Source organism: Shewanella sp. 4t3-1-2LB (genome assembly GCF_017368415.1).
Classification (GTDB): Bacteria; Pseudomonadota; Gammaproteobacteria; order Enterobacterales; family Shewanellaceae; genus Shewanella; species Shewanella fodinae.
This window is the reverse complement of record NZ_JAFNJD010000061.1, coordinates 1-15,316: the sequence shown is the minus strand read 5'-3', so window position 1 is coordinate 15,316 and position 15,316 is coordinate 1. Positions and strand designations below refer to the sequence as shown.

The 15,316-nt window shown below is 49.8% G+C and carries 12 protein-coding genes; 10 read left to right on the top strand and 2 right to left on the bottom strand.

Annotated elements, in window-relative coordinates:
• The 6 genes from J3L11_RS19690 to J3L11_RS17475 form a co-directional block, all read left to right on the top strand.
• On the top strand, nucleotides 1-115 hold a 115-nt coding region (locus J3L11_RS19690; RefSeq protein WP_347566507.1), incomplete at its 5' end, for an IS3 family transposase.
• Between the two features lie 299 nt (nucleotides 116-414).
• A complete protein-coding gene (catB, locus tag J3L11_RS17495; protein ID WP_133040703.1) occupies nucleotides 415-1,050 on the top strand; it encodes a type B chloramphenicol O-acetyltransferase in 636 nt (211 codons plus the stop codon).
• Between the two features lie 246 nt (nucleotides 1,051-1,296).
• Entirely contained in the window at nucleotides 1,297-1,662 is a 366-nt protein-coding gene (locus J3L11_RS17490; protein ID WP_242695315.1) for a VOC family protein, read from the top strand.
• Nucleotides 1,663-1,845: 183 nt separating this feature from the next.
• Nucleotides 1,846-2,502, top strand: a complete 657-nt coding sequence (locus J3L11_RS17485) for a histidine kinase (protein WP_207571799.1) — start codon at nucleotides 1,846-1,848, stop codon at nucleotides 2,500-2,502.
• Nucleotides 2,503-2,639: 137 nt separating this feature from the next.
• The gene (gene dbpA / locus J3L11_RS17480; protein WP_347566524.1) at nucleotides 2,640-4,010 is read left to right on the top strand and encodes an ATP-dependent RNA helicase DbpA; all 1,371 of its coding nucleotides are present in this window, start codon (nucleotides 2,640-2,642) and stop codon (nucleotides 4,008-4,010) included.
• 182 nt (nucleotides 4,011-4,192) lie between these two features.
• Nucleotides 4,193-6,091: a CocE/NonD family hydrolase gene (locus J3L11_RS17475; RefSeq protein WP_207571798.1), complete on the top strand. Its 1,899-nt coding sequence runs from the start codon at nucleotides 4,193-4,195 to the stop codon at nucleotides 6,089-6,091.
• A 56-nt stretch (nucleotides 6,092-6,147) separates the two neighbouring features.
• Here the strand turns inward: J3L11_RS17475 and J3L11_RS17470 are convergent, their stop codons facing one another.
• Complete coding sequence (locus J3L11_RS17470) at nucleotides 6,148-7,362, bottom strand: phospholipase D-like domain-containing protein (protein WP_207571797.1); 1,215 nt, start codon at nucleotides 7,360-7,362, stop codon at nucleotides 6,148-6,150.
• Between the two features lie 289 nt (nucleotides 7,363-7,651).
• Between J3L11_RS17470 and J3L11_RS17465 the strand changes: the two genes are divergently transcribed.
• From J3L11_RS17465 to J3L11_RS17455, 3 genes are all read left to right on the top strand, one after another.
• Nucleotides 7,652-8,881, top strand: coding sequence for an MFS transporter (locus J3L11_RS17465; protein ID WP_207571796.1), 1,230 nt, complete (start codon nucleotides 7,652-7,654; stop codon nucleotides 8,879-8,881).
• Nucleotides 8,882-9,145: 264 nt separating this feature from the next.
• Nucleotides 9,146-10,303 (top strand): alcohol dehydrogenase-like regulatory protein ErcA, encoded by a 1,158-nt coding sequence (ercA, locus tag J3L11_RS17460; protein WP_207571795.1) that lies wholly within the window; start codon nucleotides 9,146-9,148, stop codon nucleotides 10,301-10,303.
• The gene (locus J3L11_RS17455; RefSeq protein ID WP_207571794.1) at nucleotides 10,287-12,461 is read left to right on the top strand and encodes a bifunctional diguanylate cyclase/phosphodiesterase; all 2,175 of its coding nucleotides are present in this window, start codon (nucleotides 10,287-10,289) and stop codon (nucleotides 12,459-12,461) included. Before ercA ends, J3L11_RS17455 begins: the two co-directional genes overlap by 17 nt.
• Nucleotides 12,462-12,523: 62 nt before the next feature.
• Here the strand turns inward: J3L11_RS17455 and phoA are convergent, their stop codons facing one another.
• Nucleotides 12,524-13,924 (bottom strand): alkaline phosphatase, encoded by a 1,401-nt coding sequence (gene phoA, locus J3L11_RS17450; RefSeq protein WP_347566523.1) that lies wholly within the window; start codon nucleotides 13,922-13,924, stop codon nucleotides 12,524-12,526.
• A gap of 202 nt (nucleotides 13,925-14,126) precedes the next feature.
• On the opposite strand from phoA, the gene J3L11_RS17445 reads away from it, so the two are divergent.
• Nucleotides 14,127-14,594 (top strand): hypothetical protein, encoded by a 468-nt coding sequence (locus tag J3L11_RS17445; protein WP_133040599.1) that lies wholly within the window; start codon nucleotides 14,127-14,129, stop codon nucleotides 14,592-14,594.
• The last annotated feature ends 722 nt before the right edge of the window (nucleotides 14,595-15,316 follow it).

The window sequence follows — 15,316 nt, the reverse complement described above, 5'->3', positions numbered from 1 at the left end:
TTATATTGAGATGTTTTACAACCCGAAACGACAGCATAGTTCCAATGATGGACTATCACCGTTAGAGTATGAACGTCAGTATTTTAATGAGGCTAAAAGTCGTCTAGTGAAGTAGTGGCGATTCAAAGCGATGCATAAGCGTATCGTGGTTTATTTCTGCGCGGCGGAGTTCCCAGAGAGACGTGAAATTGGATACAGCCTAGTCCTTGCTAAGTCAGGGGATGAACAACTTACACTATTTGTTGGGCGGCATTCTTTGCTAACAACATAAGCCGTTGTCACATGCTGAGAGAAAAACTGTAATTCAAAACTTGCGTGTTTGTTTTATTGAATGGGATCAACCCTATGAGGGGAGCCCTTGTGCGCGGCAGCTAGGCTGTGGTGTCGTCTGAGATAATTTTGGTGTGAACGTATATGAACAATTATTTTGACAGCCCATTTAAGGGAAAACCTCTCACAGAGCAGGTCACAAACCCCAATATCAAGGTTGGCCGTTATAGCTACTATTCAGGTTATTATCATGGACATTCCTTTGATGATTGTGCTCGCTACCTTCTGCCAGATCGCGATGATGTTGATAAATTGATCGTTGGAAGTTTTTGTTCCATAGGAACCGGTGCCGCCTTTATCATGGCCGGGAATCAGGGTCACCGATATGATTGGGCTACATCGTTTCCCTTTTTCTATATGAGTGAAGAACCTGCATTTTCGGGAGCCGTTAATGCTTACGAGAGTGCAGGCGATACTGTGATAGGAAGCGACGTGTGGATTGGCTCAGAAGCAATGATTATGCCTGGTGTAACGGTGGGGCATGGCGCGGTAATTGGTAGCCGGGCAATAGTAACCAAAGATGTTGAGCCATACACAATTGTCGGCGGTAATCCCGCCAAGGTGATAAGAAAGCGTTTTTCAGAACAGGAAATTTCAATGTTGCTAGAGATGCAATGGTGGGATTGGCCGTTAGCGCAAATTAAAGAAGCAATGCCTCTTTTGTGTTCGTCTGACATTGCCGGTCTTTTCCATTTTTGGCAGCGTACAACTGCTGGGTAAAAGCGGCTGTTGTTCCTGCGGGTGGTGATGGCCTATTCACGTCAAAGCCTGTGGTGTTGGCACTTTAACGTGAGTGCTAGCGTCGCTATGAATAGTGTTTATTTTCAGCACAGGTTTTATGGGTAATGTTGGCTTTATTTCCCCGAAGTAAATCAGGAATCAACGCTCAGCCGTTAGTGCCAGAATCGTAACCGCAGCGGTTTTGCCAGACGCAGAGCCGCAAGCTAGGACACAAAGAGGTGGATTTTGATTAGCCATATTGACCATATCGTGTTGACGGTGGCGGATATAGAACGTTCGGTGCGCTTCTATAACTGCGTGCTGAAGATGGAAGAAGTCACATTTGCCAATGGCCGTAGAGCCGTCAAGTTTGGAAATCAAAAGATCAACTTTCAGTTACTAGGACAGGAACCCAGAAATTTCGCACGAGTCGGTTCTGGCGATTTATGTTTGATATCCCATTGGTCGTTAGACGAAATATTACAGCACTTGTCGGCAGAAAAAATAACAGTAATTGAAGGCCCGGTTCAGAAATCGGGAGCGAATGGACCTATTCAGTCTGTTTACTTCTTGGACCCAGACTCAAACTTAATTGAAGTCAGCGTTTACTAACTATGAGCGAATTTCCCGTTGCATTTGATGAAAAACTGGTTGGTGAATATCTTGCAGAAGCTAAATCTGCGGGTACCCAGCATTGGCAGTTACGCTAGTGGTCATTAGCGGTTTATGCCGATAGCGAGTATAGTGCCGCCACAGCCGCTCGCCCCGAACGGTTTTTAACCTGAAAGGCGATTTATGGCTTCCTTGCGGTTTTGTTATCAAACGCTAGAGTTTGGTGATGCCGATATTCATTTGCGTACGCTCAGAGATAATCAACAGTATGCTGATACCGATGGTGCGGCGTTAGCACTAGGTATCTCTTCGGCAACTTGGCCGCTGTTTGGTATTGTCTGGCCGTCTGGTAATGTGCTGGCACACCTGATGTGTGAACGACCCATTGGTGGGTTGCGGATTTTGGAAGTGGGCTGCGGCATTGCGTTGGCAAGTCTGGTGTTGAATCAACGGCATGCGGATATTACTGCCACTGATTATCATCCCGAAGCCGGTAATTTTTTGCGTGAAAATGTATTGCTGAACCATGGGACGCCAATACCGTTTGAACGCACCGGCTGGGCGGATGGTAACTCTGGATTAGGTGTGTTCGATCTGATTATCGGTAGCGATCTGCTGTATGAAACGGAACATGCCGAACTGTTATCAACGTTCATCGAGCAACATGCCGCGCCTCACTGCCACGTTATTATTGTCGATCCCGGTCGTGGTAATCACGCGCGGTTTAGCAAGAAGATGCAAGTGCTCGGATACAGCCACACACAGGAAAAACCGCAACATACTGAATATTTGGAAAAAGCCTTTAAAGGTGTGGTGCTGACTTACCAGCGACTCAATTAGCCTGCTGATGCCACTCGTGAAGTGACTGCAGAAATTTTGCAACTTTGACGGCATTGCTGGCTGTGCCTGTTACAATAACGCTTTCAACATATACCTCATCCCATCGTTACTTATCAGGATTTACTTTGAATTCAACTATTGTCACCGACTTTGACGCCTTGCCACTTAATGCCTCACTCATTGCGACGATGGCGGAACTGGGATTTACCCAAATGACGCCTATTCAAGCGCACAGTCTGCCAGCCATTTTGCAAGGGCGCGATGTGCTGGCGCAGGCAAAAACCGGTTCCGGTAAAACCTGTGCTTTTGGCTTAGGTATTTTGCAGCAGTTACAAGTGAGCCGTTTTCGGGTGCAATCCTTGGTGTTGTGTCCTACCCGTGAACTGGCGGATCAAGTCGCGAGCGAGCTGCGTAAATTTGCCCGAGGTATCCATAACATCAAAATTCTAACCTTATGTGGTGGTACTCCGGTCGGCCCGCAAATTGGCTCATTGGAACATGGTGCGCACATTATTGTGGGCACACCTGGGCGGGTGCTGGAGCATTTGCAACAAGGCCGGTTAAATCTTGATGAGTTGCAGCAGTGGGTGCTGGATGAAGCGGACCGCATGCTGGAGATGGGTTTTACTGAAGCCTTAGAGCAGATCCGCAGTTACCTACCAAAACAGCGGCAAAACCTGCTGTTTAGTGCCACTTTCCCAGACACCATCGTGGCGTTAGCCAAGCAAACCCTGCAGCAACCGGTGGAAGTTAAGGTGGAGGAAGCGGATGAACATAGCCATATTCAGCAGCGTTTTTACCGTATTATTAATGCCGATAGCCGTCGTCAGGCCGTATATCAATTACTACTGCAATATCGGCCCCAAAGCGCGGTGGTGTTCTGTAACACCAAACAGGAGACTCAGGACGTTGCCGATCTGCTGCGTGATAAAGGCTTTGATGCGGTAGCGCTACATGGTGATTTGGATCAGCGTCAGCGCGATCAGGCGCTGGTGGCCTTTGCGCTGAAAAGCGCGGTGGTGATGGTGGCAACCGATGTGGCGGCGCGGGGATTGGACATTGATGCCCTGGATCTGGTGCTCAATTATCAATTGGCGTTTGAACCGGAAGCTCATGTACACCGTATTGGCCGTACTGGACGAGCCGGAGCTAAAGGCATCGCACTGAGTTTGGTGGCAGCCAACGACGATATGCGTCTGGCATTACTAGAAGACCGATACGGTCAACTGACGTTTGCCGAATTACCCGAGGTCAGCGACCGCACGCCGTTAACGGCCAATATGAGTTGTATCCGTATCGAAGGCGGCAAGAAACACAAATTGCGACCCGGCGATATTCTGGGCGCGCTCACCGCTGGTAACGACATTAGTGGCAATGATGTGGGTAAAATCCAGGTGCATGATATCTGGTCCTATGTGGCAGTGACTCGTAAGTTGGGCAACGCTGCGGCAACAAAATTGTCAAAAGGTAAACTTAAAGGTAAGTCCTTCCGCGCCTGGGTGCTGTGAGGCGTAACCGCAAGTTAGCAATGACTTTGGCTGATGCCCAGGGCTGCGGTTCTCTGGGCATTAATGGGCCTGAGTTCACGTCATGTAACATTTTTGGCTTTTGCGGCCGTTAAATTATCGCGTTACTGTAGACACATGCGTTATTCCCTACGCTTACTCTAATAAAAATAATGAGGTCATTAATGAAGCTACATCCCCTGATGCTGGCACTCGCCGCAAGCGCAGTGCTGCCTGTCACTTTTGCTACCGAAACTGTCACACCGATGACGCCAGATGGCGTTGCCAGTTATGACAAAATCCGTCCGCAGGCCGATTTTATCAAACGGGTTGAAATGATACCGATGCGTGACGGCACCAAGTTATATACCGTGATCCTGATGAAAAAAGGCACCAAGAACGCGCCTATTTTACTGAGCCGTACGCCGTATGATGCCAAAGGCGCTGCCGAGCGTAGCGGCAGCCAGTCTGTGCGCGATGTTGTGGGTGTCATGGATGTTGAGTTTGTGGAAGATAACTATATCCGGGTGTATCAGGACATCCGAGGTCTGCACAATTCCGAAGGTGATTATGTGACTAACCGCCCGTTGGTAGGGCCGCTGAATAACACCGGCATTGATGAGTCCACCGATGCCTATGACACCATCGACTGGTTGGTAAAGCATGTGCCTGAGTCGAATGGTAATGTCGGCATTGTCGGTTCGTCCTATCTGGGATTTACGACCCTGATGGCAGAAATTAACCCGCATCCGGCACTGAAAGCCGCGGTTCCTCAGAGCCCGATGGTGGATGGCTGGATCGGCGATGATTGGTTCCATAATGGGGCTTTCCGTAACATCAACATTGGCTATACCGTTGAACAGGGCACGGCCAAAGCAGAAAGTAGCGGAATTGCGGTCGGTGCCGGTGATGATTACAGCCGTTTTCTGGAAGCGGGTTCCACAGGTGACTATCTGAAAAAGTGGGGATTTGAACACTATCCCTTTATTCAAAAAATGGTGCAAAACCCGGCGTATAACGATTTTTGGTCGTTGCAGGCGGTTGACAAAATCATGGCTAAGCAGCCGCTGAAAGTACCGACCATGTTAGTGGTGGGGCAGTGGGATCAGGAAGATTCTTACGGTGCGCCAGCGGTATACCAAGCGATGGAGCCTAAAGATAAACACAACAATATGGTGTCGCTGGTGATTGGCCCTTGGCGCCACTCTGGCGTGAATCATTATGGTTATAATCTTGGGGCTTTGACCTTTACTGGCGATACTGCCCGTGAGTTTCGGGTGAAGTATATGAAGCCGTTTTTTGATCATTATCTAAAAGGGGCGCCAGATCCGAAAACGCCGCCAGTGCTGACCTATTCCACAGGTGAAAACCATTGGAATGTGTCACCTAAATGGCCGATGGGAACCCCTAAAAAACTCTATATGACAGACAACATGGGGCTGTCGTTTAATCCCTCTGCTGATACTAACGCGCACGATGATTATGTTTCCGACCCAGCAAAGCCTGTGCCTTTTATTCCTCGGCCGATCAATATGGAAGACCCATTCCAGTGGAAGCCTTGGTTGGTGCACGATCAGCGTTTTGCCTCCAGTCGCCCAGATGTGCTGGTGTATATCAGTGATGTGCTAGACAAGCCGGTGCATATCATGGGCGCGCCGATGGTCAATCTGTTTGCGGCTACCTCAGGCACCGATGCCGATTGGGTGGTGAAGCTGGTGGATGTGTATCCCAACACCACGACTGAAGGTGCCGCGCAAGGGGCTGTCGGCCCAGAAATGACTGGCTTTGAGCTGCCGATAGGCATTGAGATTTTCCGTGGTCGCTATGTCCATGGTTTTGATAAACCTGCCGCATTGACGCCGGGCAAGGTGGAACACTACCGTTTTGGTTTGCCAAATGTGGATCATGTATTCCTGCCTGGGCATAAGATTATGGTGCAGGTGCAGTCAACCTTGTTCCCCTTGTATGACCGTAACCCGCAGACATTTGTCGATAATATCTTCTTTGCTAAGCCAGCGGATTATCAGAAAGCAACCATGAGCGTGTTCCACAGCTCTAACGTTGAACTGCCGATCGCCAAGTAAGTTGAGTAATAAAGAAAAAGCCGCTGGATTGCAGCGGCTTTTTTGTCATTGCTTGACTATTTTGCGGTTGCCGGATGTGGCTTTGGATACGCTTTGTTAATATCCAATGCCGCGGCGTAAGGGCTATTCCACAGTTGTCGTTGCAACTCTCCCAGACGTTTGGCCATCGCCGGATTTTGGATCACTAATTCCAGATTCCGAGAGGTGTTCATGTAACCGCCTTCCCAGTTGCTGGTGCCAATCCAGGCTATCTTGCCGTCAATCTCCATGGTTTTGCTGTGCAAGGTGCGGGCAAACGGAATAAAGCCCTGTTTGGCTTCTGGTATGGTCACCACTTTCACGTCAATGTTAGGCAGCACTTGCAAACTCTTCAGGTAATCAATATAAGGTTTGCCGGTATTCCAGGCGGAGATCATCAGGTGGATTTTTACCCCACGTTGGGCGGCGGCGCGTAGCGCATCATCAATAACCGCATAGTAGGGCGCAGGCTTTTTAACACTGTAAGATAGCGGCGCATAGGTCATGACAGTGATATAGACTTCCTGTTGCGCTTTTGCCAATAGTTTTGGTAACTCGGTTTCAGAGTCACCGACCCCGGCAGGATTGTAGGCGTTGGGGCTGGCCACCAGATAAGCACTCTGGGATTCATCGGCTGCCACCACTTGCTGATTCAACACCGGTACGGTTTTCCCCTCAGCTAGCAGTTGCTGCGCTTGCCAATCCACATCAAAGATGGCCTGTACTTGCGCCGCGACTTTGCTGTCAGTGATCAGCAGTCCGGTTTCATGGATATGCTTCAGTGCGCGCCAGTCGAAGTTCTGACTGCCGACGAAAGCACTTTTACCATCAACCACGATATATTTCGCATGGATAATGCCGCCGCCAATTTTACCAAAATCAATCATCTGAAAGCTCAGATTGGGGATACTCTTGATGGCTGTTAGGGTCGCTTCATTGGACATCCGCAGGCCGTGTTGGTCCATCAGAAAACGAATTTTTACCCCACGTTCACCCGCTTTGCGCAAGTGCTCAAGCACTGGCTCTAGTGGTTCTCCGGGTTCGCCAGTCACGTAAAACTGGGCAATGTCGATAGTGGCTTTAGCTGCATCGAACTGTTGACACCAGACGGTAACGGGATCTGCTAGGTCGGAATTATTCAGTGAGGTTTCCACCGGCGCAGTTTGCACCAGTTCAAAACCGGGAATGGAAAAGGTGGCGTGAGCATTAAGGCTGAGCCCGAGCATACACAGGCATAAAAAACGAAAACGCATGGCGACTCCAATCGGTATAAGTTCGCCGCCCATTATAAGGGTTAGTGTGACGATATTACTTCTGCCTTTGTGACAGAGTGTTTCTATTGTGGGTAGTTACGAAAGTAATCATCCCATTTTTAATGGATATTTGGAGCTGGAGATATGGCTTTACCATCTTACTGGCTACGCGAGTTTGCATTGGTCGTAACCATCATCAGCGAAAAATTAATCAGTGTTGGCTACTGGCAGCTTAATTTCTGCCTGTGGTAGCATCAAGCTTCTATAAGACTTTCATCAACTTCCTATTATGAGTGTTCCCTCCACGGCCGATGCCTTGCAGTCGCTACGTGCTTATCCGGCGTTTATGCGTTATTGGTGTGCGCGACTGGCATCATCTTTTGCTTTTCAGGTACTGTCGGTAGCGGTGGGCTGGCAGGTATATGACATCACCCGTGATCCTTTGGATCTCGGACTGATTGGCCTGGCGCAGTTTGTGCCGTCAGTGTTGTTGGCACTGCCTGCCGGCCATGTAGCAGATCAATTTCCGCGGCGTAAAATTGTGCTGGTGACACAAAGTTGTCAATGGCTAGCGCTGCTGATACTGGTGATGGGCAGTTGGCAGGGATTCCTCAATGAGGGGCTGATCCTAACGTTAGTGTTTGTCATTGGTGCTTTTAAGGCATTCGAATTTCCGGCGCTGAAATCTATGGTGCCATCATTGGTGCCTGAGAGTTTGTTGCCCAGAGCGCTGGCGCTGGATGCTTCAGGTATGCAGATGGCCAGCATTGCAGGTCCTGCGTTGGGTGGACTGTTGTATATCGGCGGCCCGGTGTTGACTTACGGGCTGTCGGCGCTGCTGTATCTGACATCGCTGTCGGTGCTGCTAAAACTACAATATCACTATGTGCCTGCCGTGCGCCAGCCGATGACGTTGAACACGCTATTTGCCGGGGTGAGTTTTATCCGGGCGCGGCCAGTCATCCTAGGGGTGATTTCGCTGGATCTGTTTGCCGTATTATTGGGGGGCGCAACGGCGCTGTTGCCGGTATTTGCGCGCGACATACTGCATACTGGCCCTTGGGGCTTAGGCTTGTTGCGTGCGGCACCTGCTGTGGGCGCTCTCATCATGTCGTTCTGGTTGGCACGCTACACCTTGCAACGGCGGGTCGGCATGACAATGTTTGGCGCGGTCGCCGGGTTTGGCGTGGCAACCTTGGTGTTTGCCTTGTCAACGAATCTATGGTTGTCGCTGGTGGCATTGGCGGCATTAGGCGCGTTTGATATGGTGAGTATGGTGATCCGAGGCGCGTTGGTGCAACTGGAAACGCCGGACGCCATGCGTGGTCGGGTGACTGCTGTTAATTCAATATTTATCAATACCTCTAATCAGTTAGGCGAATTCGAGTCCGGTATACTGGCGGCAATGGTTGGTGCTGTCAGTGCCACGGTGATTGGTGGCGTTGGCACGCTAGTAGTTGTGGCGGCTTGGATGGTGATGTTCCCGCAAGTGCGTGACCGACAACGGTTAAAAGAATAGTAAAAACGGGGCTATTACTGCCCCGTTTTTTTTGCATTGACGTTCTTTCTACTATCGCTGGCATTGGCGCAACGCTCGCCTGCGGTGTCTTAGTGGACGAGAATCTCAAGTTTCGAGTTCAACCCTTTCATTTTAGTTACTTATTTTCCATTATCTTTACAATTTGCTCATGTAGTATGGTCAATGTGCTTTTTTGATTTTGACTTTGGTTCGCTAGTCTACACTCATTGTATGCGCGTGCTGTAGCTGAGAGGTGAGGATGATATGCCGTTGTATGAGATGCGAAAGTTTGTGGCACCTGAATTTATTTTTGGTGTGGGCGCGCGCCACCGAGTTGGTTTTTACGCACGGAATATGCAGGCTCGCAGAGTGCTTATTGTCACAGATGCTGGGGTTATGGCGGCCGGGTGGTTACAGGATGTCGAGCAAAACTTACAGGAAGCCGGAATCGAGTACGCGGTATTCAGCCATCTGACGGCAAATCCGAAAGACTTTGAGGTCATGGCAGGCGCGAGATTTTATGACGAACAAGCCTGTGATGTCATTGTGGCATTAGGCGGTGGCAGCGTTATTGATTGTGCCAAGGCCATTGGCATTGTCTACGCCAATAACTGCGATGTGCATGTCTTTGAGGGGGTTGATAATGTAGATATTCCAGGCCCGCCACTCATCTGTATTCCTACGACCGCTGGCACATCGGCGGACATCTCGCAGTTCAGCATTATTGTGAATTCCGCTGAACGCTACAAAATGGCGATTATCAGCAAAACTGTGGTGCCAGATGTGGCATTGGTCGATGCTGAAACTACGCTGACGCTTGCGCCTTACCTGACGGCCTGTACCGGAATAGACGCACTGACGCATGCGATAGAGGCATATGCTTCTACTGCCAATTCTCCGGTGGTGGATGTGCATGCCCTGGCCGCCATCGAGCTGCTGTGGCGAAATATAGACACGGCGGTGATGTCGCCGACCGATCTGAACGCCCGGGAAAATATGCTGCTGGGTAGTCTGCAAGCCGGGCTGGCCTTTTCTAATGCCAGCCTGGGGGCGGTACATGCAATGGCGCATTCGCTGGGGGGATATTTGGATCTGCCGCACGGTGAATGTAATGCCTTGCTGCTCAATCATGTTATCCGCTTTAACATCAGTGCCGCACCCGAACGTTATCAACGTATCGCCGTCGCTATGGGCTTGAATACCAAAGGGCTTAATGGACGGCAGCGCGCATCACTAATCGCTGACGCTCTGGCAGAGAAACGTCGAGTATTAGGCCTTACCGAAAAGATGAGTAACTGGGGGGTAAAGTATGGTGACATTGCAGATTTGGCATATTATGCCGTGCGCGATGCCTGTCTGGTGACCAATCCGCGTTATGCCTCAGTTGACGATCTTAAGGTGATTTATGGCGAAGCGCTCTGAAGAAGAATTGGATTGGGAACTACGCAAAGCTAGTATTGTTGGCCTCGGTGAACGCTCGGTTCGCAAGAACTACTATCCGCAGTTGCGACAAAACATGGAGCGTTTACAGCGATTTCATACCTTGTTGGACTATACCTCTGATTTTGTGGTGCTTATCAGTATGCCAGATGGCCTGATATCTGATGCTAATGCCGCATTCGCGCAGTTATTGGGTGTTAACGTCGATGACATTATTGGCCAACCTTTTAATGCCCAGTCATTTTGTAAAGACTGCCAACAAGTGATTGATTTACTGCACCGCGACATGGTTGTTAGTCATAAACATTTCAGCAACCGTAACCATTCGTTAGTTTCGCAAAGTGGGGATGATAGCAGTCCGAAATGGCTGGAACTGAGTTTTAAAATTGCCAGCGTTGATCGTCATCGCTACGGCGTGTTGGTCGGGCGCGATGTTACTGAACGCAAGCGTAATGAAGTGCTGATGAATAAACTGTTGTCCGAAAAGGCCGCGCTACTGGATAACGCATTAGTCGGCATTGCTGGTGTCCGCAACCGTTTTTTTGAGTCCTGTAACCGCCGTTTTGAAGAGATGCTGGGGTATCCGCCAGGGAAGTTACAGGGGCAAAGCACGCGCATTATGTATCAGGAGGATGACACCTATACGGCACTTGGTGATGCCGCCTACCGCAGTATGAAGCATGGCCAAAAATATACCGCCAGAGTGATGTTAAGACGCGCTGACGGCTCCGAGTTTCTCTGTGAAATAACTGGCCAGCTTAATGATCCCTCACATCCAGAGCTTGGCAGCATCTGGATGTTTAATGACGTCAACGAACTAAAACTGGCAGAAGATAAAGCCTTATTTCTTTCCCATCATGATGTGCTGACCAAGCTACCTAATTACCAGTTGCTCAAGGACAGGTTATCGCAGGCGGTTTCTCTTGTCAGTCTCAGTGGCAAGCAGGTGGCATTAGTGGTGATCGATATCGATCGCTTTAAAACCATCAATGATTCACTCGGGTATGGTGTCGGTAATCAGGTGCTGGTGCAAGTGGCTGAACGTATTCTCAATGAAATCAGCGATGTTGATACCGTGAGCCGACAGGGCGGGGACGAGTTCTTACTGTTGTTGCCCGCGGAATCCATGACTGATGAGTGTCTGCCGATTATTAGTCGATTAATGGCGAAGTTAGCCGAGCCCTATTTTGTGGCAGATACAGAGTTGCGGTTGTCGGTGTCGGTAGGCATTGCCCTCAGCCCAGATGATGGTGATGAATTTGAGATATTGCTGAAAAAGGCCGATATGGCGATGTATCGCGCCAAATCGGAAGGGCGTGACACCTACCGTTTTTTCAACGCCGAGATGAGCTATGAAGCAACCGAACAGCTCAATATCCGAGTAGGGCTGCGCAAGGCGCTGGAGTTGAACCAGTTTCAACTGTTCTATCAGCCACAGTTAGACATTAATACCGGCAGGCTTGTGGGTGCCGAAGCGTTAATCCGCTGGTTTCATCCAGAGTTTGGCATGGTGTCACCGGCTCATTTCATTCCGGTGGCTGAGGCGTCGGGTTTGATTGTGGCGATTGGCGACTGGGTACTGCAGGAAGCTTGCCGGGAGGTCGCGCGTTGGCGAGATGCCGGAATGCCTAATCCGGTGGTAGCGGTCAATCTGTCGGCGCTACAGTTTGCTCGCGGCAATATTGAACAGGCGGTGAGTGATGCCGTGGCGGATGCGGGCATTTTGCCGCAGATGTTAGAGCTTGAGCTGACGGAGTCCATCATGATCCACAACACCGAACGGGTGTTGGCGACAGTAAAGCGGCTCAAGCAAAAAGGCTTTGTATTTACTATTGATGATTTTGGTACCGGTTATTCCAGTCTGCAGTATTTGAAGCGATTCGAAGTCGATAAACTAAAAATAGATCAATCGTTTGTGCGCGATATTATCGATGATGAAGATGATGCAGCTATTGTGCGAGCCATTGTACAGATTGCCAAAGGCTTGGGACTGAAAACCATTGCTGAAGGCGTGGAAACTGCTGAAATTATGGCGTTGCTGCAGCAATATCAGTGTGACGAGGTACAAGGATACTATCTGGCACGGCCGATGTCGGCATCGCAGTTTATGACTTACTTAAAGCAACATTGTTCGCCATAAACGCGGTTAATAGCGGGCAAAAACGGGGTCTGTGACCCCGTTAGTTTTACCATCGGCGGTTGTTACGGTCTGAGTCCCAGTGCCCTAGCAATGGTGAAATGCAAGTCAGTTTGATCGGTCAACCCGCTGACGTTGGCTGCTTGTGGCCCATAGGCGGCAATGCGCAGTTGGGTGCCGGTGTGGCCCATCGTCTTTTCTTCTGAATTCCCATAACTGACACTCATCACTGCGCCATCTTTGGTGAGCAAAGCTTCGGTAAGGCCGGGAGCCTTGGCATCCGGGTAGATGATTTGTGACGAATGTGCGTGATCGGCTGTCACAATCACCAACGTATGACCATCGGCTTTGGCAAACGCCAGTGCCTGTTGTACCGCTTCGTCCAGATCAACTGTTTCACCGATTTGCCCACATGGATTGGCGGCATGATCCTGTTTATCAATAGAGGCACCTTCCACTTGCAGCAAGAACCCTTTGGGGTTTACTCGCAGCAGTTCAATGGCTTTTTGCGTCATCTGCGCCAATGTGGGGATTTGCGGGGTGCGCTGTGGATTCGCTTTGCAGGTTACAGGTGGTTGCTCAATATTCCCGTGATACGAGGCTTTCGGCCCTTGCCAACGTACCGGCATGTTGCCTGGGCTGAATAACCCCAGCAGCGGGTGCTGCTGATTGGCTTGGGTCACCTGTTGTAACGCATTGAGGTTCTCGACCAGCGTAAAACCGCGGGCATTTGCCTGTTGCAGCAGCGTTTTGCCCTGCCAGTCACCGCTGGTGGTTTGCTCATCAAAGCTAGTGCGACCACCGCCAAGCGTGACATCTGGTCGCGTATTCAGTAATTGTTCGGTGATAGAGCCCAGACCTCCATTGGCTGCCAATGCTTCTGGACATTTTTCAGCGGTCTCTTGTGGGCCATAACATTTGCGATAGGAGATGTGCGCATACTGGGCTGCTGGTGTGGCATCTTGGATTTCCGCCGTAGACACATCACCGGTTGCCAGCCCGGACATTTTGGCGAGTTCCAGTAACGTGACCTTGGTTTCGCCTGTTACATCAACGCTCAGTGCGCCGTTGTAAGTTTTAGTGCCGGTACTCCAGGCACTGGCGGAGGCGGCAGAGTCTGTCACATAGTTGGGTTTATGTGTCTTACGATCAAGCGAGTAGTGGGTGTACTGACCAGTGATTGGCAGCGCATCAATGCCTTTGAAAAAACCACCAGCACCTTCTGCATAATTACGGGCGATGGTGATTTCAGAATCGCCCATGCCATCGCCAATCAACAAGATGACATTTTTTACCTTGCTGTCACTGAGCGATGCCTTAAGGTTGGCAGTAATATCCTGATGCAAACGGCGAGCGCCACCGGTTTGGGTTAAATCACCGCTAGCGGTACGAGTCAACCAGTCTGAGTTGTCGGCCGCAGCAGCCAGCATCGGCAGTAATAATGCCGTTAACAGTGGGTATTTCACTGAGTTCACCTTTATCAAATGGATGTTGCTAACGGGCGATGGTAGGCAAGATTTATGACAAGCAGGTTACCGGCGATGGTTGCGTACCGTATTTTCCCAGCAATAAAAATCCTGGTTGATATCGAAATCTTTGACGGTTGTGTTATTGTCAGCAACGGTAAGCTCTTGCTGTAACTGGCAAAAGAATAAGGATTTCACTGCCATGACGCTCTCTATCCCGTCGCTATTATCGTCATTATCCAGTGCTGGTAACGCCATCAAATCCATCAACGACTGGTGGAAAAAGTCCCGTGGTGATACCCGTGCATTACTGGGTGAACTCAAAGACAATCTGATATATCTGGAGATGGTGGGCCGCGATGGGGTGCCACTGGCTGCGGTGATCGACAAACTGTCGCTCAAGGAATACCAGCGACTGGCAAAAGAGGGCTTCGATTTTAATCAGCTGAAAAGAGAGATTATTATTGCGGATCCCTCGCTGACCGGCACCGACTTACAATACTGGGCTGGCAAAGATACTGCCGCATTGCTTGAGTCAATTTGTAGTAAAATCAATGAACTAAAATTACGTTATCCGCTACAGAAGGACGATGGACGGCAGCGTTGGGGCGTACGGGTCAACAATATCCGCAAGAAAATCTGGCTGCTGTTAAAACATACCCGTGACTGAGCAAGGCAGCTACGCCAACGCGGTAGAAATTTATTATGGGCGAGGAATGAAGTCTCTTCTTGTTGGGGATTAATGTTTCATACTCTAAGGCAGATATCGGCGATTTAGTTGCAGCTATTTCCAAGCCAAATTTTGCCCCATTCAGAGCCAAAGGAATAGGCATATGCCTATGCAAACTGCGTTTGCTAAAGTCGTGAGCTACCGCGCTCACACTGCGGCCAAAGGGCGACGCTCGTCCATCGAACGACATCCTTGTCTAACGACCAGCTCGCCATCCTTGGCTCACGCTCATAAGCTCACTCATCGGAGATGAGTATTTGCCCTTATAACCCCGAGGACGCCCCACGTCACTGACAACTCTTCGGCTTTATGCCGAAAATGGCTACGCTCAGGACTCGCGTCCTGCTCAACCTTCGCGCTTCGGCATCCATGCCTCAGCTACGCCATTTCTCAGCAACATCCTCAGCAGCGCCGAAGGGGAAATGGCGTTGTCTGCATTTTCAAAGTATCAATCTGTTGCCCCAAAGTGATTTAAAAAATGTCTGTGGAATAGTCAAAAACAGGATTTCTAGCCTAGACATTTTCATCCATATAAGGCTTTGATGTGATGGACGCACCTCCTTTCTAGCGTCGCTGTACCAAACTTTAGGTACAGTCAGAACAGGAGTAATGAACATGTCTATCAAGGTCGTTGGGATTGATTTAGCCAAAAATTCTTTTCA